24 protein-coding genes are annotated in these 24,405 nt (G+C 49.0%); 9 read left to right on the top strand and 15 right to left on the bottom strand.

The genetic code is table 11. From position 1 onward, the window contains the following. Positions 1-9: 9 nt before the first annotated feature. Both mlaD and G451_RS0105870 read right to left on the bottom strand, forming a co-directional pair. Positions 10-459, bottom strand: coding sequence for an outer membrane lipid asymmetry maintenance protein MlaD (gene mlaD, locus G451_RS0105875; protein ID WP_027183521.1), 450 nt, complete (start codon positions 457-459; stop codon positions 10-12). A gap of 50 nt (positions 460-509) precedes the next feature. Continuing rightward, positions 510-1,316 carry an MlaE family ABC transporter permease gene (locus tag G451_RS0105870; RefSeq protein ID WP_027183520.1) on the bottom strand — a complete coding sequence of 269 codons (807 nt, stop codon included), beginning with the start codon at positions 1,314-1,316 and terminating at the stop codon, positions 510-512. Positions 1,317-1,573: 257 nt separating this feature from the next. On the opposite strand from G451_RS0105870, the gene G451_RS0105865 reads away from it, so the two are divergent. The 6 genes from G451_RS0105865 (at position 1,574) to G451_RS27890 (ending at position 6,194) form a co-directional block, all read left to right on the top strand. After that, positions 1,574-2,032 (top strand): hypothetical protein, encoded by a 459-nt coding sequence (locus G451_RS0105865; RefSeq protein WP_027183519.1) that lies wholly within the window; start codon positions 1,574-1,576, stop codon positions 2,030-2,032. 121 nt (positions 2,033-2,153) lie between these two features. After that, positions 2,154-3,134, top strand: coding sequence for an HlyD family secretion protein (locus tag G451_RS0105860; RefSeq protein ID WP_027183518.1), 981 nt, complete (start codon positions 2,154-2,156; stop codon positions 3,132-3,134). After that, the gene (locus G451_RS0105855; RefSeq protein WP_245587776.1) at positions 3,109-4,056 is read left to right on the top strand and encodes an ABC transporter ATP-binding protein; all 948 of its coding nucleotides are present in this window, start codon (positions 3,109-3,111) and stop codon (positions 4,054-4,056) included. The genes G451_RS0105860 and G451_RS0105855 overlap by 26 nt, the downstream gene beginning before the upstream one ends. 44 nt (positions 4,057-4,100) lie before the next feature. Then, positions 4,101-5,201, top strand: coding sequence for an ABC transporter permease (locus G451_RS0105850; RefSeq protein ID WP_425387481.1), 1,101 nt, complete (start codon positions 4,101-4,103; stop codon positions 5,199-5,201). 36 nt (positions 5,202-5,237) lie between these two features. Then, positions 5,238-5,486, top strand: coding sequence for a DUF2905 domain-containing protein (locus G451_RS0105845; RefSeq protein WP_211236336.1), 249 nt, complete (start codon positions 5,238-5,240; stop codon positions 5,484-5,486). Positions 5,487-5,738: 252 nt separating this feature from the next. Continuing rightward, the gene (locus G451_RS27890) at positions 5,739-6,194 is read left to right on the top strand and encodes a winged helix-turn-helix domain-containing protein (protein WP_051261202.1); all 456 of its coding nucleotides are present in this window, start codon (positions 5,739-5,741) and stop codon (positions 6,192-6,194) included. A 74-nt stretch (positions 6,195-6,268) separates the two neighbouring features. Here G451_RS27890 and G451_RS0105835 read toward each other — a convergent pair whose 3' ends face one another. Beyond that, complete coding sequence (locus G451_RS0105835; protein WP_027183514.1) at positions 6,269-7,000, bottom strand: Smr/MutS family protein; 732 nt, start codon at positions 6,998-7,000, stop codon at positions 6,269-6,271. A gap of 398 nt (positions 7,001-7,398) precedes the next feature. Between G451_RS0105835 and G451_RS0105830 the strand changes: the two genes are divergently transcribed. The 3 genes from G451_RS0105830 to clpB are packed head-to-tail and all read left to right on the top strand — an operon-like array spanning position 7,399 to position 11,423. Beyond that, complete coding sequence (locus tag G451_RS0105830) at positions 7,399-8,424, top strand: DnaJ C-terminal domain-containing protein (RefSeq protein WP_027183513.1); 1,026 nt, start codon at positions 7,399-7,401, stop codon at positions 8,422-8,424. Positions 8,425-8,448: 24 nt separating this feature from the next. Further along, positions 8,449-8,763, top strand: coding sequence for a chaperone modulator CbpM (locus G451_RS0105825; RefSeq protein WP_027183512.1), 315 nt, complete (start codon positions 8,449-8,451; stop codon positions 8,761-8,763). Positions 8,764-8,810: 47 nt separating this feature from the next. Continuing rightward, a complete protein-coding gene (gene clpB / locus G451_RS0105820) occupies positions 8,811-11,423 on the top strand; it encodes an ATP-dependent chaperone ClpB (protein ID WP_027183511.1) in 2,613 nt (870 codons plus the stop codon). Positions 11,424-11,575: 152 nt separating this feature from the next. Here the strand turns inward: clpB and dapA are convergent, their stop codons facing one another. From dapA to G451_RS0105755, 12 genes are all read right to left on the bottom strand, one after another. Next, positions 11,576-12,457 (bottom strand): 4-hydroxy-tetrahydrodipicolinate synthase, encoded by an 882-nt coding sequence (gene dapA / locus G451_RS0105815; RefSeq protein ID WP_027183510.1) that lies wholly within the window; start codon positions 12,455-12,457, stop codon positions 11,576-11,578. 92 nt (positions 12,458-12,549) lie between these two features. After that, the gene (locus tag G451_RS0105810; protein ID WP_420705175.1) at positions 12,550-13,413 is read right to left on the bottom strand and encodes a UshA-like (seleno)protein family 2; all 864 of its coding nucleotides are present in this window, start codon (positions 13,411-13,413) and stop codon (positions 12,550-12,552) included. A gap of 14 nt (positions 13,414-13,427) precedes the next feature. Next, positions 13,428-13,703, bottom strand: coding sequence for an HU family DNA-binding protein (locus tag G451_RS0105800; RefSeq protein ID WP_027183508.1), 276 nt, complete (start codon positions 13,701-13,703; stop codon positions 13,428-13,430). A gap of 119 nt (positions 13,704-13,822) precedes the next feature. Next, entirely contained in the window at positions 13,823-14,644 is an 822-nt protein-coding gene (locus G451_RS0105795; RefSeq protein ID WP_027183507.1) for a MinD/ParA family protein, read from the bottom strand. Positions 14,645-14,650: 6 nt separating this feature from the next. Then, entirely contained in the window at positions 14,651-15,505 is an 855-nt protein-coding gene (locus G451_RS0105790; RefSeq protein ID WP_027183506.1) for a GGDEF domain-containing protein, read from the bottom strand. 1 nt (position 15,506) lies between these two features. Then, positions 15,507-16,623, bottom strand: a protein-coding gene (gene prfB, locus G451_RS0105785) for a peptide chain release factor 2 (RefSeq protein WP_156921528.1) whose coding sequence is annotated in 2 segments (ribosomal slippage) — positions 15,507-16,547 and positions 16,549-16,623 — 1,116 coding nt in all. Because the reading frame shifts where the segments join, the coding sequence is not laid out codon by codon here. 35 nt (positions 16,624-16,658) lie between these two features. Next, positions 16,659-18,170, bottom strand: a complete 1,512-nt coding sequence (gene lnt / locus G451_RS27885; RefSeq protein WP_051261201.1) for an apolipoprotein N-acyltransferase — start codon at positions 18,168-18,170, stop codon at positions 16,659-16,661. Between the two features lie 123 nt (positions 18,171-18,293). After that, complete coding sequence (locus G451_RS27880) at positions 18,294-19,154, bottom strand: hemolysin family protein (RefSeq protein WP_051261200.1); 861 nt, start codon at positions 19,152-19,154, stop codon at positions 18,294-18,296. A 104-nt stretch (positions 19,155-19,258) separates the two neighbouring features. Beyond that, a complete protein-coding gene (gene mnmG, locus G451_RS0105770) occupies positions 19,259-21,064 on the bottom strand; it encodes a tRNA uridine-5-carboxymethylaminomethyl(34) synthesis enzyme MnmG (RefSeq protein ID WP_245587781.1) in 1,806 nt (601 codons plus the stop codon). Positions 21,065-21,165: 101 nt separating this feature from the next. After that, positions 21,166-22,398, bottom strand: coding sequence for a M20 family metallo-hydrolase (locus tag G451_RS0105765; RefSeq protein WP_027183503.1), 1,233 nt, complete (start codon positions 22,396-22,398; stop codon positions 21,166-21,168). 209 nt (positions 22,399-22,607) lie between these two features. After that, positions 22,608-22,853 carry a PxxKW family cysteine-rich protein gene (locus tag G451_RS0105760; protein ID WP_027183502.1) on the bottom strand — a complete coding sequence of 82 codons (246 nt, stop codon included), beginning with the start codon at positions 22,851-22,853 and terminating at the stop codon, positions 22,608-22,610. Positions 22,854-22,979: 126 nt separating this feature from the next. Continuing rightward, on the bottom strand, positions 22,980-24,281 hold the full coding sequence (locus G451_RS0105755) for an amidohydrolase (RefSeq protein WP_027183501.1): 1,302 nt from the start codon (positions 24,279-24,281) through the stop codon (positions 22,980-22,982). Between the last annotated feature and the right edge of the window lie 124 nt (positions 24,282-24,405).

The raw sequence follows: 24,405 nt of genomic DNA, 5'->3' as shown, positions 1-24,405 counted from the left end.
CTGTCAGTCTTATTTTACGCCACCAAAAATGTATTTACCAATAAGGTCTGTTAAATCCACGCTGGATTCCGTATCCGTGAGCAGTGCCCCCGGTGCGAGGGGGACATCAGAACCACCCGGAGATATTTTGATATACTTGTCTCCGATGAGTCCGCTTGTTTTGATGGATGCGATAGCATCCTCGTCAAGCGGGACATCCTTTTGAATCTGCATGGAAACAAGAGCAGTTTTATCTTCAGGACGGAGGTGAATGCTGTCGACATGGCCTATGGTCACGCCGGCCATTTGAACTTCGGCACCTGCGACAAGTCCCGTTACATCGTTGAATCGAGCATTGATCGTATAGGTGTTTCCTCCGAACAATTCGACTTTTCCTAAGTGAATTGTCAGGTATGCCACACACGCCAAGCCCGCGAGGACGAAGATGCCGACGGCTGTTTCTATTCGATATTTAGTCATATTTTCGTCAGGTATAGAGTGTTGAGAAGTTATAGCAAGCATTATGCCTGTTATAGTAAAAATGACGTTAGGACATAGTCGGAAACAAGAATGAAGATACAGGATAATACCACGGCCGATGTTGTCGCCAAGCTGACACCCTTGGCCCCGAAACCACCAGCTCGTGTGTGCGTGAAATATCCTTCGAAACAACAGATAGTCACGACAAGCAGTCCAAAAACAATCGCTTTCGTGAAGCCCCCCATAATATCGGTCAATTCAACGCTTGAATTGATCCGATAAAAATAGATCCCTTTGTTGATTCCAAGCAGTGCTACTCCGCTGACGTACCCTCCGAGGATGCCAATGACATCAAATATGGCGGTAAGAAGCGGGAAGCAGATGAGCGCCGCAACGATGCGCGGGCCTATGAGAAAGCGAATAGGATCGATATCCATTGTATCGAGAGCATCGATTTGTTCGGATATACGCATAATACCGATTTCTGCAGCCATCGCTGAACCGGCGCGACCTGTCACCATGATGGCTGTCAACACCGGGCCGAGTTCGCGTATAATAGAGAGCGCGACAGCAGCTCCTAAAAGTCCTTCCGAGCCGAATTTAACGAGAGTGTAATAGCCTTGCAGGCCGAGGACCATACCGGTGAATAATCCAATCAGTGCAATGACAAAGATGGATTTAACACCAATGAAGTACATTTGTTGGATGATTTTTGAAAATTGGAATGGCAAAGTAAAGATTGAACGGATGCCAAACCCGAGAAAACAGGCGAATGCGCCAAATTCGCCAATGAGCGCAAGCGTTCGCCGTCCGACCACAGCCGGGTGAAGAAAGAATTGTGAAGGTTGTGATTCCATACTTGGGATTTCAGTGATGTAACCGTAATGCGAGCATGCTGTTTTGAAGAAGGTTGTAGGTGACCACATGCCTTTGTCTGACCAAGAGAAATACATAAAAAACACGCGGAATCAAGTCCGATCACTCTGTTTGACCACTTCGACACCAATTTTCATTCGGTTGACGGTATGGATCTGAGGTTGGTGTTGCTTGATTGTGTCTGGAAGGATAAAGTTGAGCAGACTTTTGATTCCTCGACAATTTTGAAGGAGATGCTATGCGAGCATTTGCCGTATTCTTGATGTGCGCAGTGGCGGCTGGTCTCGGGTATTTTGGATATGCTGCAAATATACGGTATATGGAGATGCAAGCGCACGTCGAGACATCTCGGGCTCAAATCAATCAATTGTCTCATAAAATCGAAATGCTCGAAAAGGATCTTCATCAGGCTGAACTTGATCATGAACGCGTTGTTTCAGAACTTGAAACAAAACTTGGCGATGTCGTGAAGGAGCGAGAAGCCCTGAAGACGGAGCGAGATTTTCTTTTGAATCGATTAGGTGAACAGATGGCGGCTGTTCTCCAAAAACTTGATGCAAAAGATGCGATACAAACTGTTGCGCCGGATTCCACGCGTTCCAAACATTCGGCGCCACCGATCAAAGGGCTTGAGCGAGCGATAACTCCCGAAGAAGAAGCGCGTATGCTTAATGAATTAGATGCTACAACTCCATAGAATAAAAATGTTATCTCTTCAGAAACAATGGTTCACTGAATTGAAATCGCAACTCTAAAATAGATATTGGAGTGTTTTTGCTGTGATTCATAGCGTCAAGAGAAAGCGGATCTACCGTGTGATGGCGCGGTTTTGTTGCATTTTTGTCTGCCTTGTAATCGCAGTTGTTCTTATTACAGGGTGTAGTCCCACCGAATCCGACGCACTACCTGGGTATATTGAAGGAGAGTTTGTCCGTGTCGCATCGAAATTATCCGGACAATTGAATGTCTTATCCGTTACAAAAGGCGCGCGGATTGACTCCGGGGTACCATTGTTTACGCTGGAACGGGAATTTGAGCGACAAGCTGTCAACCAGGCAAAAGCATCAGTACAAGAAGCAGTCCATACACTTCACGATATGGAAAAAGGAAGTCGTCCAGAAGAGTTGGATCAAATTCGGGCAGAAATTAAAGAAATTGAAGCGCGATTGAAGTTGTTGAAGTTGGAATATTCTCGCCGAACGCGGCTCTATCGTGACAAAAGTATTGCCCAAGAAACGCTTGATATCACCACCTCGGAGTATCAACAGACACAAGCCAACCTGCAACGACTTCGGGCGACTTTGGATACGGCGAAGTTAGCGTCTCGGATTGATCGCATTAAAGCTGCACAAAGTGATGTGGATGTTAAAAAAGCGGCATTGGCTCAAGCTCAGTGGAATTTTGATGAAAAACACCAGGCTGCCCCACAAGCAGGACTTGTTTTCGATACTCTTTATAGAGAAGGAGAGTGGGTTGGTGCTGGGCAACCCGTGATTTCGCTTCTGCCACCGGAAAATGTCAAAGCACGGTTTTTTATTCCGGAAAATCAGGTCGCGACACTCGAATCAGGGCAGACTGTTTTTGTGCACTGTGATGGCTGCGGTGAAGAATATAAGGGTACGATTTCATATATTTCGGCAGAGGCGGAATATTCGCCGCCTGTTATTTTCAGTCAGGTGTTTCGTACAAAGCTTGTCTTTATGGTAGAGGCTGTATTTCCTCCAGAGGTCGCCGCGAAACTGCATCCTGGACAACCTATCGATGTGTATCTCCATGAGCACAATCCAAATGCCTCTTGATACGGATCGACCTGTCATTGATGTGACCGGCGTGACCAAGGTTTTTGGAGAAAAAACAGTGGTCAATGGGATCGATATGCAGGTACATCAAGGGGAAATCTACGGATTTCTTGGGCCGAATGGATCAGGAAAAACAACATTTTTACGTATGTTGTGCGGGTTGCTGATCCCTGATGCTGGTCAAGGAACCTGTCTTGGGTTCGATATTCTCACTGAATCGCGCCGGATTAAGCCCCGTGTTGGGTATATGGCACAAAAATTCAGCCTATACACCGACTTATCTGTTCATGAAAATCTGCTTTTTATGGCTCGGATATATGGAGTGAAGAGGCGAAGAGCAACCGTGCGCGATATGATTACGCGTATGGAGCTCGACCCCTTTACGCATCAGCTCGCCGGGGCGTTGTCCGGTGGCTGGAAGCAACGTCTGGCATTGGCAGCTTGTATGCTGCACAATCCCGATCTTCTTTTATTGGACGAACCGACTGCGGGAGTTGATCCCAAAGCACGCCGTGACTTTTGGAATCAAGTGCATAAACTGACAAGTCAGGGCATGACGGCGCTCATTACAACACATTATATGGATGAGGCAGAACGCTGCCATCGTTTGGCGTATATCGCATACGGCAATCTGCTCGCATCCGGTACGGTACAGGATGTCATTGACCAAGAAGGGTTGACCTCGTTTGAAATCGTTGGACCTGAGTTGTATAAGCTTGGAGAACGGTTGAAATCATGTCCGGGCATTGAGCAAGTCGTTCCGTTTGGAAACACACTTCACTTGAGTGGGAAAGACAGAGACGCCATGCAATCGGCCCTACAAACCGAAGTCGATTCGCAATATCAATGGCGTCAAATTGAACCAAGTCTGGAAGAGGTCTTTATCAGTCTTATGAATCGGGCTCGTTCCGGAACGTCGTGAGGTGGAATGTGAGCGACATATTTTCCTTTCGACGGCTTATTGCCATGGTGTCCAAAGAGTTCGTTCAAATGCGGCGTGATCGTCTGACTTTTGCCATGATGATCGCCATTCCTTTTATGCAGCTGATTTTGTTTGGATTTGCCATTAATTCCGATCCGAAATATTTGCCCACTGCCGTTCTTGATGCCGACCCGAGTGTTTTTTCCCGCACGCTCATCGCGGCGATGCAAAATAGTCTCTACTTCAAGATTACACGCATCATCAGCTCTGAAGAACAGGCACATGAAGCGTTGGCTTTGGGGGACGTTCAGTTCGTTCTGACGATTCCTGTTGATTTCTCCCGGCAACTTGTTCGTGGTGAGCGTCCCGTATTATTGCTTGAGGCTGATGCCACCGACCCAGCTGCCACGAGTAATGCAGTCACAGCACTTCGTACATTGGTGCAATCAACGTTTGACCGCGACCTGAAAGGGCCGTTGGCGAGTCTGCAATCCCGGCCTGGCCCCGTAGACCTCCGAATTCACGCTAAGTACAATCCCGAAGCCAATACACAATACAATATTGTTCCTGGGCTTATGGGTGTCGTGTTGACCATGACTTTGGTCATTATTACAGCTTTGGCCATTACCAGAGAACGTGAACGCGGAACGATGGAAAATCTTTTGACCACCCCTGTGCGACCTCTTGAGGTGATGGTTGGTAAAATCATTCCATATATCGTTGTTGGGTACATTCAGATGGGGCTGATTATTTGTGCTGCAGTTCTCATTTTCAACGTTCCGATATACGGAAGTTTGCTTTTGCTGCTTGTTGTCTCATCACTTTTTATTGCTGCGAATTTGGCCGTAGGAATTACATTTTCTACGGTGGCCCAGAATCAATTACAGGCCATGCAAATGTCGTTTTTTTTCTTCCTCCCATCCATCCTTCTTTCCGGATTCATGTTTCCGTTTCGCGGTATGCCGCAATGGGCGCAATATCTTGGGTCGGTATTACCCTTGACACACTACTTACGCATCGTTCGGGGGATTGTTCTCAAGGGCAATACATTGACGGAGATCGTTCCGCATCTATGGCCTATCGCGACGTTTGTCGTGGTCATTATGTTCATTGCTTTAAAGCGATACCGTCAGACATTGGATTGATTTTCATTTGGAAGAGGACTATTCGGCACGAGGGTTATGAGAGACATGCAGACAGCAGGAAAATGGCTTTGTGTTTTGGGGCTCTGTCTGATCGTTGCCGGTCTATTTATGATGTATCGGGATCGGTTGGGACCATTGGCCAAAATACTTGAAAAAATTCCCCTTGGCCGACTTCCCGGCGATGTATCGATCAAACGTGATGGGTTCTCTATCTATTTCCCCTGGGTCAGTTGTCTTGTCGTCAGCGCGGTGCTGAGTTTCCTTTTCTATCTTTTCCGCCGCTAATGTCTTTCCGGGCAAATTGCTCCTTTTCCCTTTTCAGCTCTGGACGCAAGCGATGAGCAGGCGTAGGGAGAATGCGTTATCCGGCGGGCATCGGATAATCTATCTCCCGTATGGACGTCGGCAAACCCCTGGATGGCAATTGGACACCGAGAGGCGAGTTGGAACGACGTCAAACGACGCCATATCCAGACCCGCACCCTGGTGATGAAACAGAAAACAATCAGAATGAAAGGGTATTCAAGGTACGTTCCAATGGATGATCCTGTTTTGCGAATGCACATGTGGCTTGAAGTGGAGGGAGTGACATTTTTCGGGCTGGGAAGAACACTGATTCTGGAACGGCTCGCACAATGTGGCTCCCTGCAAAAAGCGGCCCGCAGTCTCGGCATCACTCATGAAGCCGCACTGGAAAAAATTCATCAAACCGAACAAATGTTTGGTTTCAAGTTAATTGAACGCGTTGGTGGTGACAAACCAGGAACAAGCCGACGGTTGCGATTGACGATTTTTGGTGAATTGTTGTCCTCGGCGTATCGTCAATGGTCGGAGAGCGTGGAACGCTTTGCGCTGCAACAAGCCATGGAAATTTTCCCCTTTCCATGCCGCTCGTATGACGCTTCAAAAGAGGACATTGTGACTGGGCATTTTTCTCCGACGCAAAATTCTTCAACACCTTCGCGCCCTCGCTTAAGCCAGGCACATCGTTGAAACGGTGTTGATAAGACAGCATTGTCACATGCGTGGACGCCGATCACGCAGACTCGACTGTCACTCCCCCTTATTTATGAAAATGAGTCCCAATGTTTTTCCCAAACAACTTTACCACCAACTTTTTTCTGTTTGCGTAAGAGCACATACAACGCTCCAGCTCCCCCATGCTTGGGCAATGCCGTGCAAAACGCGAGCACAATTCTTCTGAGAGGATCCCGTGTTAACCACGATTTGACTTCTTCTTTAAGAATAGAAATTCCACCTGGTGAATTGACGCCTCGACCTGGAATGAGCAAGAGGCAGCGTCGACCCAACATGTAATGCTCTCTCAGAAAGTGCAATATGGCCGCTTTTGCTTGGTCGGCGTTGAGTCCATGCAAGTCTAGGTGTGCTTCCGGAGAAAAACGTCCGGCTCGAAGTTGACGCACAATTTTCGAATCAATTCCCTTGATGTATCCTTGAACAAACTCGTCGGTGAAAGCGAGTTCGAACTCCACCTTTCCATTGATAAGGTCGGCCAAGCTTTCTCGTACCTGGGCGTCTTCATCGGCTTTCGCTAATGATGGCGGTACAGGTGGCGCGGCATCAAGACCCGCGACCTGACGTCCTTTTTTGTTTGTATCCATGGGATCAACGCCGGTCATTGCTCGGAAAAAAAGATGGTCTTCATCGTGTGGGACGGCCGCCTTTTCTGGTTCAGGAGGAGCTTGGACAACCGGCTTTTTGGCCTTTTTTTTGACTTTGATCCCTTTGAGTTCGTGGAAGGGGTTATTGGTGAATGCATTCTTGTTCTTTTTCGACATGACAACCTCCGCAAAGACCATAGCCTGAACCCCATCAGAGAGTAAATACGCCGGTATCAGTGTCTATCGCAAAGGGTCGTCATGAAAGAAAGTTTGTTGAGCATTTCGTGACGTTGTGGAGGGAATTTTTAATTTTCATGTGTCTTTACTTTTTGTCCCGGAGCATTTGCGATCTCCGACTTTGCCTAACAGATACCGGCATAGTCGGAGAATTTTTCTCGAGAACTTTTTCCAGTAAACATCTGGAACTTGAAGAATGGCTGGTATACAAAGAAAATGATGACCGGGTTCGTTGTAATAACGATCCGGGATGCTTGACGGAATCGAACGGTGGCTTATTATGTAAACTTGCCGCGTTTCCAGTCGCGCAAAATTCGAAATCGCAATGAGGAAGAAGCGTGGAATACAAAGATTATTACAAGTTGCTTGGTGTTACCAAATCGTCCACGACTGAGGAGATTTCCAAGGCGTTCAAGAAGTTGGCACGGAAATACCATCCGGACTTGAACCCGAATGACCCTCAGGCGGAATCGAAATTTAAGGACATCAATGAAGCCTACGAAGTGCTCAAAGATCCTGAGAAGAGAAAGCTGTACGATTCTCTTGGCCCCAATTGGAAAGATGGCCAGAATTTTCAGCCGCCTCCGGGGTTTGACAAATCGCACTTCCATTTTGGTGGAGCTGGCGGACAAGGATTTGATGCCGGCGCGTTCAGTGATTTTTTCGAAACGATTTTCGGTGGTGGGTTTGGCGGAGCTGGTGGACCTCGTGGAGCCAAGTTCCGTTCATCGAATGAATTCGGTGGTTATGGCGATGCCGGATTTGGTGGATTTGGCGGAGCCGGTGGATTTTCGCAACGTCCTCGTCGTGGAACCGATGCCAATGCCGGTCTGGAGTTGACATTGGAAGAAGCGTATCGCGGAGGCTCCAAAGCGATTACGCTGCAGGAGCAGGTTACCGGGCCGGATGGGCGTCCCCAAATGTCAACAAAGACGTTGAATGTCAACATTCCTCCTGGCATCAAAGACGGTGCCAAGATTCGATTGTCCGGTCAGGGGAATCCTGGCATGAGCGGTGGAACTTCTGGGGATTTGTATCTCAAAATACGTATACTGCCCCATCATTTGTTTAAATTGGAAGAGGGCAATGTCATTTTGGATTTGCCTCTTGCTCCATGGGAAGCTGCACTTGGCGCAAAAGTTGAGATCCCGACACTGGATGGACGGATTGAGATGAATATTCCGGCGGGGCTGGGATCGGGAAAAAAACTCCGAATCCGCGGTAAAGGTCTTGGACCGAAATCCAATCCTGCAGATCAATACGTGCGCATCATGATTCAGACTCCTAAGGATTTGACGGATGAGGAACGCGAGTTGTGGACAAAGCTGTCTGAGTTGTCGCATTTCGAACCGCGAAATTTCTAAGACCCAAGCCCGCAAGGATACGTCATGGATGTCAAGCTCATCGTGAATTCGGGGTTACCAACAAAATCGGAACTTATTGCATGGTCTCAGTTTTTGGACCAGACCGGTATTCATCCGTCCGTTTTGGGGCATTTGATCGAGTTGGGATGGATTTCACCGGTACGTGCGGGGGAAGAACAATATCTCTTCCGTGCAAAAGATGTGTATCGCTTACGTAAGCTGGATCGCATTTCGCGCGACCTCGATATTTCCGTCGAGGGGGCCAGCATCATTGTCGATTTGATCGAGCGCATTGAGCATCTGGAAAACAAGGTGCGTGATCTGCAACGCCTTTTGTAGTCAATTCGGATAGTCTCAATTCATATGCTCTGAATATAGGAGAACCTATGGATCTCAATAAATTTACACAAAAATCACAGGAAGCTATTACCGAAGCGCAGTCTGTCGCTGTCAAGCACGGGCACCAGCAAGTCGATATCGAGCACCTGTTGTCTGCGCTTATCGCACAGAAAGATGGGCTTGTGCCGCGCTTGATCGAGCGCGCTGGCATTGATTTGGCAGCCTATACGAAAGCCTTGGAAGCGGAGCTCTCGCGATTACCGAGTGTTTCTGGTCCAGGGGCCTCTCCCGGCCAGATTTTTGTCACACAGCGCTTGAATGAAGTGCTCGTCAAGGCACAAGACCTCGCGAAGAATATGAAAGACGAGTACGTCAGCGTGGAACATTTATTTTTGTCCATGTTTGATGATCTCGGCAAGTCGAGCGTGTCCAATATCAACAAACAGTTTGGTTTGACGAAAGAAAAGATTCTGTCCGTTTTAACGGAAGTTCGTGGGAAGCAACGTGTGACGTCGGCCAATCCTGAAGAAACCTACGAAGCCTTGAAAAAGTACGGGCGCGACTTGGTGGAAGAAGCGGAGAAGGGGAAACTCGATCCTGTTATCGGCCGTGATGAAGAAATTCGCCGTTGCATTCGGATTTTATCGCGTCGAACGAAGAACAATCCTGTGCTTATCGGGGAAGCCGGTGTTGGGAAGACTGCCATTGTTGAAGGGCTGGCCCAACGTATTGTCAAAAAAGATGTTCCCGAAGGCCTGAAGGATAAATCGGTATTTGCGCTCGATATGGGAGCGCTTATTGCCGGGGCAAAATATCGTGGTGAATTTGAAGAGCGACTGAAAGCTGTCCTCAAAGAAATTCAGCAATCTGAAGGCCGTATCATTCTGTTTATCGACGAACTGCATACCATTGTCGGAGCAGGAAAGACTGACGGTGCGATGGATGCAAGCAATTTGCTCAAGCCAATGTTGGCTCGCGGTGAATTGCACTGCATCGGCGCAACCACGATTGATGAGTATCGAAAGTATATTGAGAAAGATCCTGCTCTTGAGCGACGCTTTCAACCCGTTCTCGTGGAAGAGCCGAGCGTGGAAGATGCAATTTCTATTTTGCGCGGCCTTAGCGAACGGTTTGAGGTGCACCATGGGGTGCGTATTGCTGACAGCGCGTTGGTTGAGGCAGCGGTCTTATCGCATCGCTATATTTCCGACAGACAATTGCCGGATAAAGCGATCGACCTCATTGACGAAGCCGCGGCCATGATCCGAACAGAAATTGACTCTCAACCCACGGAACTCGACCAGGCAAATCGTAAGATCATGCAACTTGAAATAGAGCGTGAAGCCCTGCGAAGAGAGACTGATGCCGCATCAAAAGAACGTCTTGCTCGACTTGAAGAAGAGCTGGCGAATTTGCGAGACCGACAAGCCGTGCTGTTTGCCCAGTGGGAGAAAGAAAAGGGTGCCATTGAGGGCGTACGCAGCCTGAAGGCGCGAATTGAACAAACACGCCTTGAGATCGAACAGGCTGAGCGCGATTATGATCTGAACCGGGCGGCTGAGTTACGGTATTCAAAGTTGGCCGAACTGGAAAAGGAACTGGCGCGGAGTGAAGAAATTATCACCGAAGAAGCCGGTGGTTCTCGTCTGCTACGTGAGGAAGTCGGACCGGATGATATCGCGCAAATTATTGCACGCTGGACCGGTATTCCTGTTGCGCGCTTACTTGAAGGCGAACGGGAAAAATTATTGCGTTTGCCCGAGGAATTACATGAACGTGTTGTCGGTCAGGATGAAGGCGTTGACGCGGTCGCGGATGCCGTATTGCGCGCCCGAGCAGGGCTTAAAGATCCTCGTCGGCCCATTGGATCGTTTATTTTCCTTGGTCCGACCGGTGTCGGAAAAACGGAATTGTGCAAGACGCTGGCACAGTCATTGTTTGATACCGAAGACAATATCGTTCGACTTGATATGTCCGAATATATGGAAAAGCATACGGTTGCCCGTTTGATTGGGGCGCCTCCAGGATATATTGGATATGATGAAGGAGGACAGTTAACAGAGGCGGTTCGGCGTAAACCGTATAGTGTGGTGTTATTCGATGAAATCGAAAAAGCACATCACGATGTCTTCAACGTCCTTCTGCAGATTCTTGATGATGGTCGTCTGACCGATAGCCACGGGAAGACTGTGGATTTCAAAAACACCATCGTCATTATGACGTCCAACCTCGGGTCGCAATATATGCTTGATGGCATTGAACAAACCGGGAGTTTCCGGGAAGGTGTCACTGACAAAGTCATGGACACCTTGCGCATGCACTTTCGACCTGAGTTTTTGAACCGTGTCGATGAAATCGTCCTGTTCAAACCATTGCTCAAAGAGCAGATTGGGCAGATTATCGAACTGATGTTGACAGGGCTGCGTGAACGTCTGGCCGAAAGAAAGATTCTTTTGGAATTGACCGATAACGCCAAGACGTTCATTACCAATGCCGCGTACGATCCGGTGTATGGTGCACGGCCTTTACGGCGCTACCTGCAAAGCCATGTGGAAACGACCTTGGCCAAGCAACTTATTGCCGGTGACGTTCGTGACGGCGATGAAATTACAGTCGATGCGAGTGAAGATGGATTGACCGTCACCGCTGTGACGCCGTAGATTGTACAATCACGTCGAGATCTGAATGCCGCGGACTCTCCACAAGGGGAGTCCGTTTTTTTTGGGGGGGGATGAGGTGCGTTACGTTTGAGGAATTTGCCAAAAAAAAGGGAGCCAACGGGCTCCCTTGGTATACTATTGGAAGTCGGGGTCTAAATGAAGCCGCCATTACGAAGATACGTATCCAGTGTAGCTTCGGATTCCGCTGTGAGCGGGACAAGCGGGAGACGCACTTCGGCCGAAGGAATCGTTTCCATTTTGGCGAGAGCGGTTTTGGCCGGTACGGGGTTGGTCTCCAGGAACATCGCCCGGCAAAGCGGGGCCAGTTCGTAATGGATGTTTTGCGCCGTTGTCATGTCGCCCTTCACGTATGCACTGATCATTGTGGCCACTTTATCAGGAGCAACATTCGAGATGACAGAAATGACACCTTTTCCACCAATGGCAAGGGTGGGAAGAATGGTGAAGTCGTCACCGGACAACACGGTGAAGTCGCGTCCACAATATTCAAGCACGTCCGAAATTTGTGCCAAATTTGCCGTAGCTTCTTTTACACCAATAATATTGGGGCAGCGTTTGCTGATTTCAGCCAGTGTTTTGGGCAATAGATTCACCGACGTCCGCCCCGGAACATTGTACACCACAATCGGCATCGATACTTCACCAGCAATCGCAGCGAAATGTTCAATGAGACCGCGTTGAGTCGGTTTGTTGTAGTACGGTGTAATGAGCAGCGCGCCATCGGCGTTCAACTCTTTGGCTTCCTTGGCCAGTTCAATAGCTTCCCGCGTATTGTTAGAGCCTGCTCCGGCCAGGACAGGGACGCGTTTGGCAACCTGGTCAACACAGATTTTTATGACCCGTTTATGTTCAGCATGTGAGAGCGTCGCGGATTCTCCGGTCGTGCCACAGGGTACAAGACCATTGATTCCTTTTTCGATCTGCCATTCGATAAATTGTCGAAAGGCCTCTTCATCGACTTCTCCGTTGCGAAACGGAGTCACCAAGGCGGTAAAAGCGCCAACGAACTCCATGAGTTCCTCCTTTGGGTCAGCATAAACGGGTTAATACACATGCGTCCAAGAGGGAAGAATGCCTAAAAGTGAATAAAAAGAAAAGGCTCTATTTAAAACAATTTTGATATTTTGGGGTCTCCGGGGATAGAATCTTCCAAACGGATGGCCTGGGCATTAAAATTTTTTCTCGGCTTCCAGGTTTCTTTGTTTGACGGAACCTGTAAAATTTCGATGCTGTCCATAACTTTGCCTTTGGAAAATCCTCTGGCCCAGAGAACGTGACTGCCGGACATCGGGCGAGCATTGAAGCCAAAACCCTGACCGCTGCCAAGCAACACATCGACATCTCGATTTCCGGCATCGAGATATTCCCGTTCGATTTGCGCGCCCCATGGAGAGAGGCCGACGATAAGGTCGACATTTTGGGCGCGCAATTCTCTAGCGGCTTTTGCAACGGACTGGATTGCATCGGAGGATGCCTTCGTTGTCCGCGGCGACAGCATGGGAAAAAACACAATACCGGTTGTAAAATCTTTGGTTGTTACAATCTTAGTTTGCGCGTTCTCTGAGGCAACAACAAATCCCTGCGGGAGCGTAGCATTTGCGTTCTGCAAGGCTTGGGCTTCATTGGGCGCAACAAACCCCGCCGAATACGACATCAGTGAAAAAGCCTTGGCTAGCCCGGCAAGGGACTTGGCAGATGTCGTCGGGGATGCATTTTCCTTGATAAATTCATATGCACCGGCAAGTGAAAGAATCTTACCGTGCAACGCTGGGTCCTGAGTCAAAAGAGAAAGCGCTGTGGCCCTCCGGGCCACCCCTCCAAGGGTTTTGCCCCCTCAAGACGGGCAGGGGGCAATCTCTCCGTAATTGTTTCCAGAAAAGATAATGGAAACAAGTGGCTCAGCGCAGTGTGCAACAGCCGGCAACAGCACAAGCGTCAAGAGCGCCAGTGCGTAGCTCAAGCGTTTCATGAACAAAAAATCCTTTATTTATTGATGAACTCTTTGAGCTCTTTGCCTGGCCGAAAGAACGGCAGGCGTTTTGGGGAAACGTCAACAACCGTTCCCGACTTAGGATTGCGGCCTTGATAGCCTTTGTATTCTTTGATTTTGAAGCTTCCAAATCCACGAATTTCCACGCGATCCCCATCAACGAGGGCATCTTTTATGGAATCGAAAAACGCGTTGACGATTTCGGCAGCTTCATCCACATGAATCTCTTCTTTCTCGGCTAACGTCTTAATCAGTTCACTCTTATTCATAGCGTCCTCCCCGGCTAATGGGTCGTGATGAAGTCGATGGCTTTACGGCGACTCAGAAGTCTAACCCGTTTCATTCTTCTCCTTCTTGCCGAAAGAAAACGGTTTTCGTCAAGTGGCGTTTACACGTTAAGGTTCGGAATTTTTTTAATAATAGGCTTTCCTTGAATGCTTGCCAAGGATTCCTTCCGCAAACGTTGGATCTTGATGGCCAGCTTAAGAATATCCTGCGCCGCTTGGCATGTGGGCGCATATTTGAATAATGGAATCTGACGGCGGATAGCCTCTGGAACATTCTGGTCCATTTGGACTCCGCCCAAGAATTTGATGTCCACATCAAGATATCGCAAGCAGGCTGCATGTAAGCGATCAAACGTCAGCTTTGCTTCGGCTGAGGATTCCGCCATATTGACCACAACATGGAAATCCGTGATGTCGTACTGATTTTTGAGTACTTTGATAACGGCGTAACTGTCGGTCAATGATGTCGGTTCGGGGGTCACTATGATGACACGCATTTGCGTCATTGCCGTCAATGAAAGGACAGTTCGGCCGATGCCTGCTCCCAAATCGAAAAAGAGATAATCATAGTCACGAAGGACATGATTGAGTTTCTCGAAAACGGCTTCACGCATATCGTCGTCCATATCGAGCAGTTCCGGGACGCCGCTTGCAGCCGGCAGAAAATCGAATCCGTTCTCCTCAATAGAAATGACAACATCTTCAGGTAAGACATCGGGGAGAAGCAGATCCTGTATGTTTTGCTCCGGAGAGATGCCAAGCAGCACATCAATGTTGGCCAATCCGACATCAAAGTCCATAATAAGCAGTCGGCTTTTCGCTTTGTAGAGCGCATACCCGAGATTGAGGGTCATGTTCGTTTTGCCGACGCCTCCCTTTCCGCTTAAAATGGAGAGGCTGAGGGTGGAATTGGGATTGAGCATGGAGCTTTATCCTTTTGAGGTTCCAGTAAACAGGAACTGTTTTTCATTTGAACGTACAACAGATCTTTTCGCCGTCCGATTTAAATCTGGAATCGGCGCTTTGCGTATTTGATTCTTGCCCGATGTTTTGGCTTGGTACAACGCCTTATCTGCTAATTCCAGAAGCATGGCGGCAGAAATAGGTTGATTGCCTTTGGTGGTTGCCAATCCTATCGATACAGTCATTTGAATAGGATCTACTTGCGCTGAGCAGTTAAAAGAGGTGGTGCGTAATGTTTCGAGCATGCGTTCCATGATTGTTTCGGCTTGGAGCATACCGACACCTGGAAGAATGAGAACAAACTCTTCTCCTCCGATGCGAGCAAAAATATCGTAACTCCGTTTGGATTGGCTAAAAACATCGGCGACCCCCATGAGAACTTTGTCCCCGACAGCGTGGCCGTACGTGTCATTGATGCGCTTGAAGTCGTCAAGGTCAATCAATGCCAAGGTGAGCGAGTTTTCCAGTCGCTGGGCACGTTCGAGTTCCATGGCGAAGAATGTATCAAAGGCGCGACGATTATGCACGCCAGTCAACGGGTCATGTTCCGTTTGGTAGGCAAGTTCTTCAAGGGTTTTTTGAATAGATGTCAGCGATGGCAGTGGGTTCTCAGACAAGGGAAGGGCAAGCCATTGATGGAGATGCATACTCGTCGTTATGCGCTTCCATTCTTCCATGGTCAATCCTGCACATGGGCGCACGAGAAGAATCCCCGTATCTTCATTATCATCAGAGGATTCATGCGTACACACATCGCGTAGAATTGTCCGCAATTGGGACAATTCATCGGCAAGCCGCAAAATGTCCTTGTCCTGATCCATGTCAACCCTGTGCTGTGGCATGAACATGCAGCAGGTAGCCGCGAATGAATTCATCGATTTCACCGTCTAAGACAGCTTCGACATCACCAACTTCCGTCAATGTGCGATGATCTTTGACGAGACGATAAGGCTGCATGGTATAAGTACGAATCTGGCTGCCAAAACCGATCGCTTCTTTGGTCGCGTATTCGGCTTTTCGTTCGTCTTCGATTTTCTGCAATTCAAGATTATATAACCTGGCTTTAAGAACTTTGAGGGCCGTTTCCTTGTTACGACGCTGCGACTTGTCATTTTGACATTGAACAACGATATTAGTCGGCAAGTGAGTGATACGAATTGCCGAACTCGTTTTATTGACATGCTGTCCGCCTGGGCCGCTGGCTCTGAACACGTCAATACGCAGGTCGTCTTCTTTAATATCAATATCAATATTACGGCCGGCATCGGGATAGACGTCCACGGAAGCAAACGAGGTGTGTCGTCTGCCCGACGAATCAAACGGTGAAATACGGATAAGGCGATGGATACCTTTTTCCGATTTCAGTAATCCGTAGGCATGTTGTCCCGATATTTGGAGCGTCACGCTTTTCACACCTGCTTCGTCTCCAGGCAAAAGATCAAGGACTTTCAGCGAGAATTCATGCCGTTCAGTCCATCGTTTATAGAGACGCAGGAGCATTTCAGCCCAGTCTTGGGCTTCGGTTCCACCAGCTCCAGGATGAATTTCCAAAATAGCATCGGACTCGTCTTCCGGCGCGGCTAAAAGCGTTGCGAGTTCGGCTTGATGGAGTTTGACGGAAACTTGCTCCAATTGATCAAAGGCTGCGGCGAGTACTTCTTGGCTGCCGTCTTCTTGTGCCATGATCAACCATTCATCGAGATCTTCACGTGATTGAAGCAGAGACTCCCACTGCTCGATTGTTTGCGCGAGAGCGCTTTTCTCTCGGAGAAGTGGGGTCATTTTTTCCTGGTCAGACCATACACTGGGATCAAGCAATTGTTTTTCAATTGCCTCCAGTCGGCCTTTTTGCTCATTCAGGTCAAAGACGCCTCCAGAGACTGTCGAATTGTTCCAAAACGTCTTTGCTTTGAGCCTTGAGGTCTGGGTATTGTAACATAAATGGTTCCAAAAAAAATGTTGTACCGAGATGACCTAGGAAAATACTTTTCGCTGTGGGCGCATAAGTCCTGTCAACAGGAGGAGCAATGCAAGAACCGGAGTACCGAAATAGAAGACAGTATAAAAGCGATGGTACACGGTTTGTTCCGTCAACGGTGGGACTTGCTCGTAATACATACTTGTACGTTCGAAAAGTGGTGTTGAAGAACGAAGTCGTCCGTTGGCATCGATGACGGTTGAGATTCCTGTATTGGTCGCTCGTAAAATATACCGGCCTTGCTCCACGGCGCGCAGTATGGCTAAATCAAGGTGTTGGCGCGGTGCTGAAGTGTATCCGAACCACGCGTCATTCGAGATGTTGACAAGGACATTGGCACCGTTTTCAACGCGCTGCTGTGCAAGCTCCGGGAAGATTGCTTCGTAGCAAATGAGCATGCCCATGGCAAGGTGGCCGGCACGTAATGGTGTTGAGCTGGTCCCTGGTGCAAAGTCCCCGATACCATGTGCAAGTTTGGAAATAAACGTGAGGTACTCTTTGAGAGGAACGTATTCTCCAAATGGGACAAGGTGCTGTTTATCGTATGAAGCTGTTGAAGCGCTATTGGGGACAATAAGATAGGCACGATTGAAGAGGTTCGCATCTCCGTTCGGTGCCCGTTCATAGGCCGGGGCTCCCGTTAACAGCGGGGTATTCGACTGCTTAACAAACTGCATGACTTGATGCGTAAGTGGAGATCTATCTTGAAAAAATAGCGGTAAGGCTGTTTCCGGCCAGATGAGCACATCGGTATGGTGAGCCTCGACCAGCTTCTCGCTCAGTGAGATGTAGGTCTTGACTGTTTTTTCCTGATAATCGGGATCCCACTTCAGGCTTTGATCGATATTTCCTTGAATAATCCCAACCGATGAAAGTGGCTTGGCATTGGGCGGATTTTTCAGAGACATGAATCCGAATGTGATGAGCGCAGCAAACCCAGCGATTGAGAGCATGCCATAGCGTATGCGAAATGGTCTGCCTAAGAGCAAGGCTATTAATGTCGAAAGTATGCCGGCTAAACCAAATGCACCGACAATGGAAACTGCTTGGATGGCAACAGGCCAGGCCGCCAGACCGGAAGCCATGGACATCCACGGAAATCCGGTTAACAAAATGCCGCGCGCCCATTCGATAGTAGCCCATAAGCAACCAGCATACACGGCCTGGGCAAACGGTCCATGGCGATCGGCAGTTAAGCGTAAAAACCATGCGAAGAACGCACTGTACAACCCCATGACAAATCCGAGCACAACCGGGCAGGGTAAAGCGAGAATCCAGGGAACGTTACCGTAATAATGGACAGGGACAACAGTCCAATACAACACCCCGATAGCACCGAGCCAACCTGCGTATAATCCCGCATAAAAGGCTTTTTTGGGAGTGGCTGCGCGCGTTCCTATCCAGATAAGCCCGGCAGGAAAGAGCAATACCATTCCAGGGATATGCAATACCGGGTTCGCAAACCCCAAAAAGGCGCCAAGAGCGCTTATGATGATGGCAAATGTCACAAGCTGAATGTGGGGATAAGGGGGTGGATATACATGATTTTCAGAAGTGCCTCACTCTTGCCGATTCGGGTTGGGTATTGCAACAGACAGAGATGAAAAGCCTCGTCAATTCACAACGAATTGTCAACCAGAACCCGGTTTGGGGAGCTCAATGGCCGAAAGGGGTTGTTCTTCCTGTTCGATAAGAATCCAACGAACTTGTCGCTTGTCAGCTTCTTTGATGCGAAACGTATAGTGTTCAACCGTGAACATTTCTCCCTGTTGTGGAACGCGTCCCGCAAGTTCGCTTAAATATCCACCAACTGTTTCCACTTGGTCGGAAACAAGCGCAATGCCGGTATTTTCCTCCAACTCGTCCAACATCAGTCGTCCAGAAATAAGATATTTCCCGTTACCGAGCGATTTGAATTCCGTCGGCTTATCCGGGTCATGTTCGTCCTCAATTTCACCGACAATTTCTTCAAGAACATCTTCCAGCGTCACGAGGCCGGCAGTTCCCCCGTATTCATCCAAAATAATGACAATATGCTTCTTTTTACTCCGGAATTCAAAAAGAAGATCTTTTAGGTTCAGGGACGCCGGGACAAAAAGTGGAGCTCGCATAATGGGCTCGATGTCTTTTGTCGTGCAGTCTGGATCAAGAAGGCAGGGGAGGATATCTTTTGCATAGACAATGCCGACAATGTGATCTTTGTTCTCTCGGTAAATGGGAATGCGAGAGTGTCCACTTTCAACAATCTGTTGACCAACGGCGGCAATGCCTTCTTCAAGTTCTACACACACGATGTCAGTGCGTGGAGCCATGATGTCATGCGCGGTCTTTTCTTCGAGTTCAAGGACATTGAGAAGCATGGATGCTTCATCGGTAATGATTTCACCTTCTTCCTTTGCCGCGACAATAAGGTCCTCGATGGCGAGATCATTTTTGTTGTGAAAGAAACTTCTGATTGCCGACCAGAATTTTCCCTCTGAGCCTTCTTCCAAAGTTATTCCTCCAGATAAAGAGTTATGGGGAGACGCCGGGAAACCCGCTGTTTGTTTTTCTCGTTGGTGTTGTAAGCTAAGAGAACATCTCAGGGGTGGTGTCGCTACAGGCGTCCCAGTTTCTTGAGATGAATCTCAAGGCAGGAGAGTGCCGCCGGTGTGACTCCGGAAATGCGTCCGGCCTGTCCTAGCGTGAACGGTGCCACACGAGTCAATTTTTCCACGACTTCCCGTGACAGCCCGCTTATCTCGGAATAGTCGATGTCAGATGGAAGTTCTGTATCTTCCAACCGCTCGAAACGGTCGACGAGTTCTTGTTGACGCCGGAGATATCCTTCGTACTTAATCCGGGTTTCGGCTTCCGTCAGAACTTCCCGACTCATTGATGCAATATCCGGGCAAAATGGAACGAGTTTTTCAATCTGCATTTCCGGCTGTCGCAAAATGGTACTCAATGTCACTGGTTTGGCCGGGATGGCGGCTTGTATGGACTCGAGTTGGTCCCGAGTCGCTCCGTCCGGTTTGATGACGGTATTGTCGAAATGTTCCAACAATTTGGTGAGTGCATGTTCTTTAGCGCAATATCGAACATATTGGTCATCACTGACCAGACCGAGTTCCCGGCCTATTGCTGTCAGTCGGGTGTCGGCATTGTTTTCACGCAACAATAAACGGTATTCGGCTCGCGAGGTGAACATACGATAGGGCTCATTGGTTCCTTTGGTCACAAGGTCGTCAATGAGGACACCCATATAGGCTTGATTTCGACGTAAGATAAATGGAGGTCTGCCGGTTTGGGCACAAAAAACATTGAACGCGGCCCAGAGACCTTGTGCTGCAGCTTCTTCATAGCCTGACGTGCCGTTTATCTGACCTGCCAGATAGAGGCCGGGAACCTTTTTGCTCTCCAGCGTTGCCCGCAATTGCGTAGGCATGGCAAAGTCGTATTCGATAGCATAGCCCGGTCGAACGATTTGTGCGTTTTCCAGGCCTTCTACTGTGGCGATCATGCGTTTCTGAATATCCAGCGGCAGGCTGGTCGGAATGCCATTAGGATAGACTTCGGGACTGTTGAGTCCTTCCGGCTCGACAAAGATTTGATGACGTTCTTTTTCCGGAAATCGAGCGACTTTATCTTCAATAGAGGGACAATATCGCGCACCAGTGCCTTGAATGACTCCCGTAAAAAGCGGTGAGCGTTCAAATCCTTCACGGATGGCGGCATGCGTCTTCTCATTCGTATAGGTCATGTAACACGGCAACTGAGGCAAGTGCGGACCTGGACCGTGAAAACTGAACCCCGGAGGCGGATTGTCTCCTGGTTGTACGATCATCCGATCATAATCAATGCTTGCCGACAATAGGCGGGGAGTTGTGCCTGTCTTTAATCGACCGAGTTCAATACCGAGCTCGGTGAGACTGGCCGAAAGACCATTTGATGGAGGGTCTCCCAGTCGGCCCCCACGGATATTGTCGAGCCCGATGTGAATGAGTCCCATCAAAAACGTTCCGGTCGTCAAGAGAACGGCACGGGCCGGAAACGTCTGTCCAAATAGGGTACGAACACCGCATGCTTGACCGTTCTCAACCAGAATCTCTTCGGCCGTGTCCTGTACGACCCACAACATAGGTTGGCTGAAGATGGATTTCTTGACAACGCTAAGGTAGGCATCACGATCGATTTGAGCGCGTGTCGCGCGTACCGCAGGGCCTTTGCGGGTATTGAGCGTACGAAATTGGATACCGGCGGCATCGGCCCATAATCCCATAACGCCGCCTAGAGCGTCGATTTCACGGACCATGTGTCCCTTGGCCAGTCCGCCAATGGCAGGGTTGCAGGACAAGTGGCCGATACGATCGACATTGATGGTCAACAACAATGTCGCAAGTCCAAGGCGCGAGGCCGCCATGGCGGCCTCGCATCCGGCATGGCCGGCACCTACGACAATAAGATCAAATGTATTGGGAAACTGGGGTTTATGCCCAGGAGGAGGCAAGTCGTCGGACACGTTTAGTCTTCCTTGAAAAGCACTCCGGCCATGACTTTGGCGTCGCCTATCGTATAGCGGATGCTTGAGCGTTCGTTGGGTTGGTGAGCATTTTGGATCAGGGTAGACCAGACCACGGCGTCATAGCCTTTACGTCGTAAAACAGCAGCAACGGTGCCGCCACCGATGCCGACTGGCTCCGGATCGCAGGCGTACACGTTCTTTATGGAATCAATCATCCGGGTGACGATCTCGCTTGTGACAGGCGTGGGAGGGGCCGCAACCTCGCGTTGGGTGACTTCGCTTGTGATCGTCACACCGAACGCCTTTTCAATTTCGTGTCCCATTTCTTTGATTTTACTGAGAACATTGTCCAGATCATACTCCGGTAGAATGCGGCAATCAATGTAAAATACATCTCGACCGGGAATCGTGTTGACGTTTTCCACGTTGGCTTCTTTTTTCGTTGCTTCGAACGTGGAATTTGCCGGTTTGAAAAGAACATTTTTTTTGTCAAAAATTTCATGCAACTTCAGCAGCTTCATGATGTATGCAGCCGATGCAACCAAGCTGTTGACACCATCTTGGGGTCTGGAAGCATGGCACTGCTTGCCCTTCACCACAAACTTGACCCACAACATGCTCTTTTCTGCAACTTCCACATGTTCACTCGTGGAATCACCAAAGTCGGGGATAAGAAAAAGGTCGTTTTTGGAGAAAAGGTGTTCGTTTTCACGAAGCATATATCCCAACCCGTAATGGCTGCCCGTTTCTTCGTCTGCGACGAAAAGCAATCCATAGTTTATAGGCGGGGTGATATTTTTATCGTTGAGCGCTTTGGCAACGAGAATGGATGAGACCAATCCCTGGTGATTATCTTCGACACCGCGTCCGATAATGGTATCGCCGTCATCCGCAACCTGTAGTTCATAGGGATCGGTGTCCCATAACGTTAAATCGCCGGGAGGAACGACATCGAGATGGGTGATGACCCAAAAGGTTCTCGACGTATCCTTTCCCGGAATAACTCCGGCCACATTGGGGCGAAACCCGCATTCCACACTGGTATCCGGGCATTTATATGTAACAGGTTCAATGCCCATATCACGCAGGTAATTCCGCATGAATTCGGCTTTGTTTTCTTCTCCCTGGCCTCCGGCGTCAGCATGGAGCGCTGGGATCGACACTAAGGAACGTTGGAGATCGATGACAGTATCACGTGATGCATCGATATGATCGAAAAGCGCGTCGAGCATAATGGTATGAGTGGTGTTTGAACCACGGGGTTTGAGGTAAAGAGGGAATACAACGGACCTTGGAGAAGACTAGCCTTTCAATCTCTTCATGGCAACCGTGATTTCCCTGTCTCACCTTTGTTCTTTTCTGTGCGAAACCTTTTATGTGAAATAAAAAAAGGGATTCGGAAGAGCCCCCGAATCCCTGAAAAGAACGGTGTCGTAATGACCTAGCGACCGCGGGCAGCGCGCTTGGACGCCTTGAGGGGGTTGACTTTAACCTTACCGGTTTTGTCGATTTCCGCTTTGACGTGCGTCGCGAAGTTGCAGACTTTCTGTGCCCATTTGCGTTCAGGGATGGGGTAACTGGTGCAGAATTTGATTCCTTCGTGTTCACGAGTGCGTTCGCAGCCTTCACATTTATCGATAATGGGAAAGCATTCGACGCCATTGACGGTGTGGGTTTGCACGGACATATTATTTCCTCCGGATTACGCTGTGCTGGATGGATTGTTTCTTTTTTTGATGAATCCCGAAACCGATACTTCTGTAGTATTGCTCCAGGTGATGTCAAGAGAAAAAGTGTTGTTTTGAAATTGTCGTCACATTGATGCCTGGAGTTCTTCCACCTCGCGAAGGAGCAACGGATAATCCATTGTCGTAAAGCTTCCGTCGAAATATAAAACCTTTCCATTGATCATCGTAAAGCGGACATTGCCTGCGTCTGCAGCATATACGGCGTGTGATGTCGGGTTGGTCATGGGGACGAGGTTCGGCTGGCTCAAATCAAGCGCGATGATGTCGGCAGCGTTCCCTTTTTCGAGACATCCACTCGTAGACTGACCAAGACAGGCGGCCCCTGCGCGTGTCGCCATATCGAGAACCTGTGTGGCGCGTGTCACGGTCGGGTCTGCACCAACACCTTTGTGGAGCAAGGCACAGACGTTCATTTCCGAAAAGAGATCAAGTTTATTGTTGCTCGCAGCGCCGTCTGTGCCGAGGCCAACGGGTATTCCCGATTCGAGCATGGCCGGAATCGGTGCAACTCCAGAAGCGAGCTTGAGGTTGCTTTTGGGGTTATGTGACACACAGACTCCGCGTTCTGCCAGCAATTCGATTTCTTCGCTGGTGACATCGACGCAGTGGACAAGAACGGTATGAGGCGTCAGCAAGCCCAAATCGTTGAGGTACGCAATGGGGCGCTTTCCATGTGTTTCGAGGCACATCGCCGTTTCCTGGGCGGTTTCGGCTGCATGGATATAAATATTGGTATGATATTGTGCTGCCATGTCGCGGCATGATTCCAGAAGCTCGGGACTTGTCGTGTAGATAGCGTGCGGCATGACCGCACCGGTGACGCGATCATTATTTGCGTATTGTGAAAGGAGCGCTTCAGCTTTCGCAAGTCCCTCTTCTATGGCGGTGTAGGACGGGTTGGGAGCAAGAAACAATCCCTCCCCGAGAACGGCCCGTATTCCTACTGTATCGGCAGCTCGTGCCACTCTCTCTTCAAAAAGATACATGTCACAGAATTGCGTTATTCCGCCTGCGATCATTTCGGCAAACGCCAACATTGCTCCAACTTCAGCGGCATGGGCGGTGAGCTTGGCTTCTTTGGGCCAAATATGCTCGGAAAGCCATTGCATAAGCGGTAAGTCATCAGCCAAACCGCGAAATAAAGTCATGGCCGCATGGGTATGGGTGTTGACGAGACCAGGAAGCAGAAGTGCTTGTCCAAGGTCAATGTGGTTCTCTGTATGATATTCCTGCATAATACGTGAGGATGGACCGATATCGAGGATCGTTCCGTCGGCAATGGCTATACTGGCCTCATACATCGGGGATGCGCCAGCCGAAGGCAACAGACACGAAGCCGTAACGAGCGTAGTGCAGAGTGTTGACAAAAGAATCTCCAGAAATAGAGGAGCCCGGGCGTGTAAAGAAACGGGCTGTTAGTATTGTTGTGCAAAAATGCACGGTGTAAAGCGCTCACTATGCATTGTTGCTCTGCATGAAGATGGTAAAGAG

Origin of the sequence: Desulfovibrio inopinatus DSM 10711, assembly GCF_000429305.1 — a bacterium.
In the GTDB taxonomy this organism is placed as follows: Bacteria; Desulfobacterota; Desulfovibrionia; order Desulfovibrionales; family Desulfovibrionaceae; genus Alteridesulfovibrio; species Alteridesulfovibrio inopinatus.
This window is presented reverse-complemented; position numbering and strand designations above follow the sequence as displayed.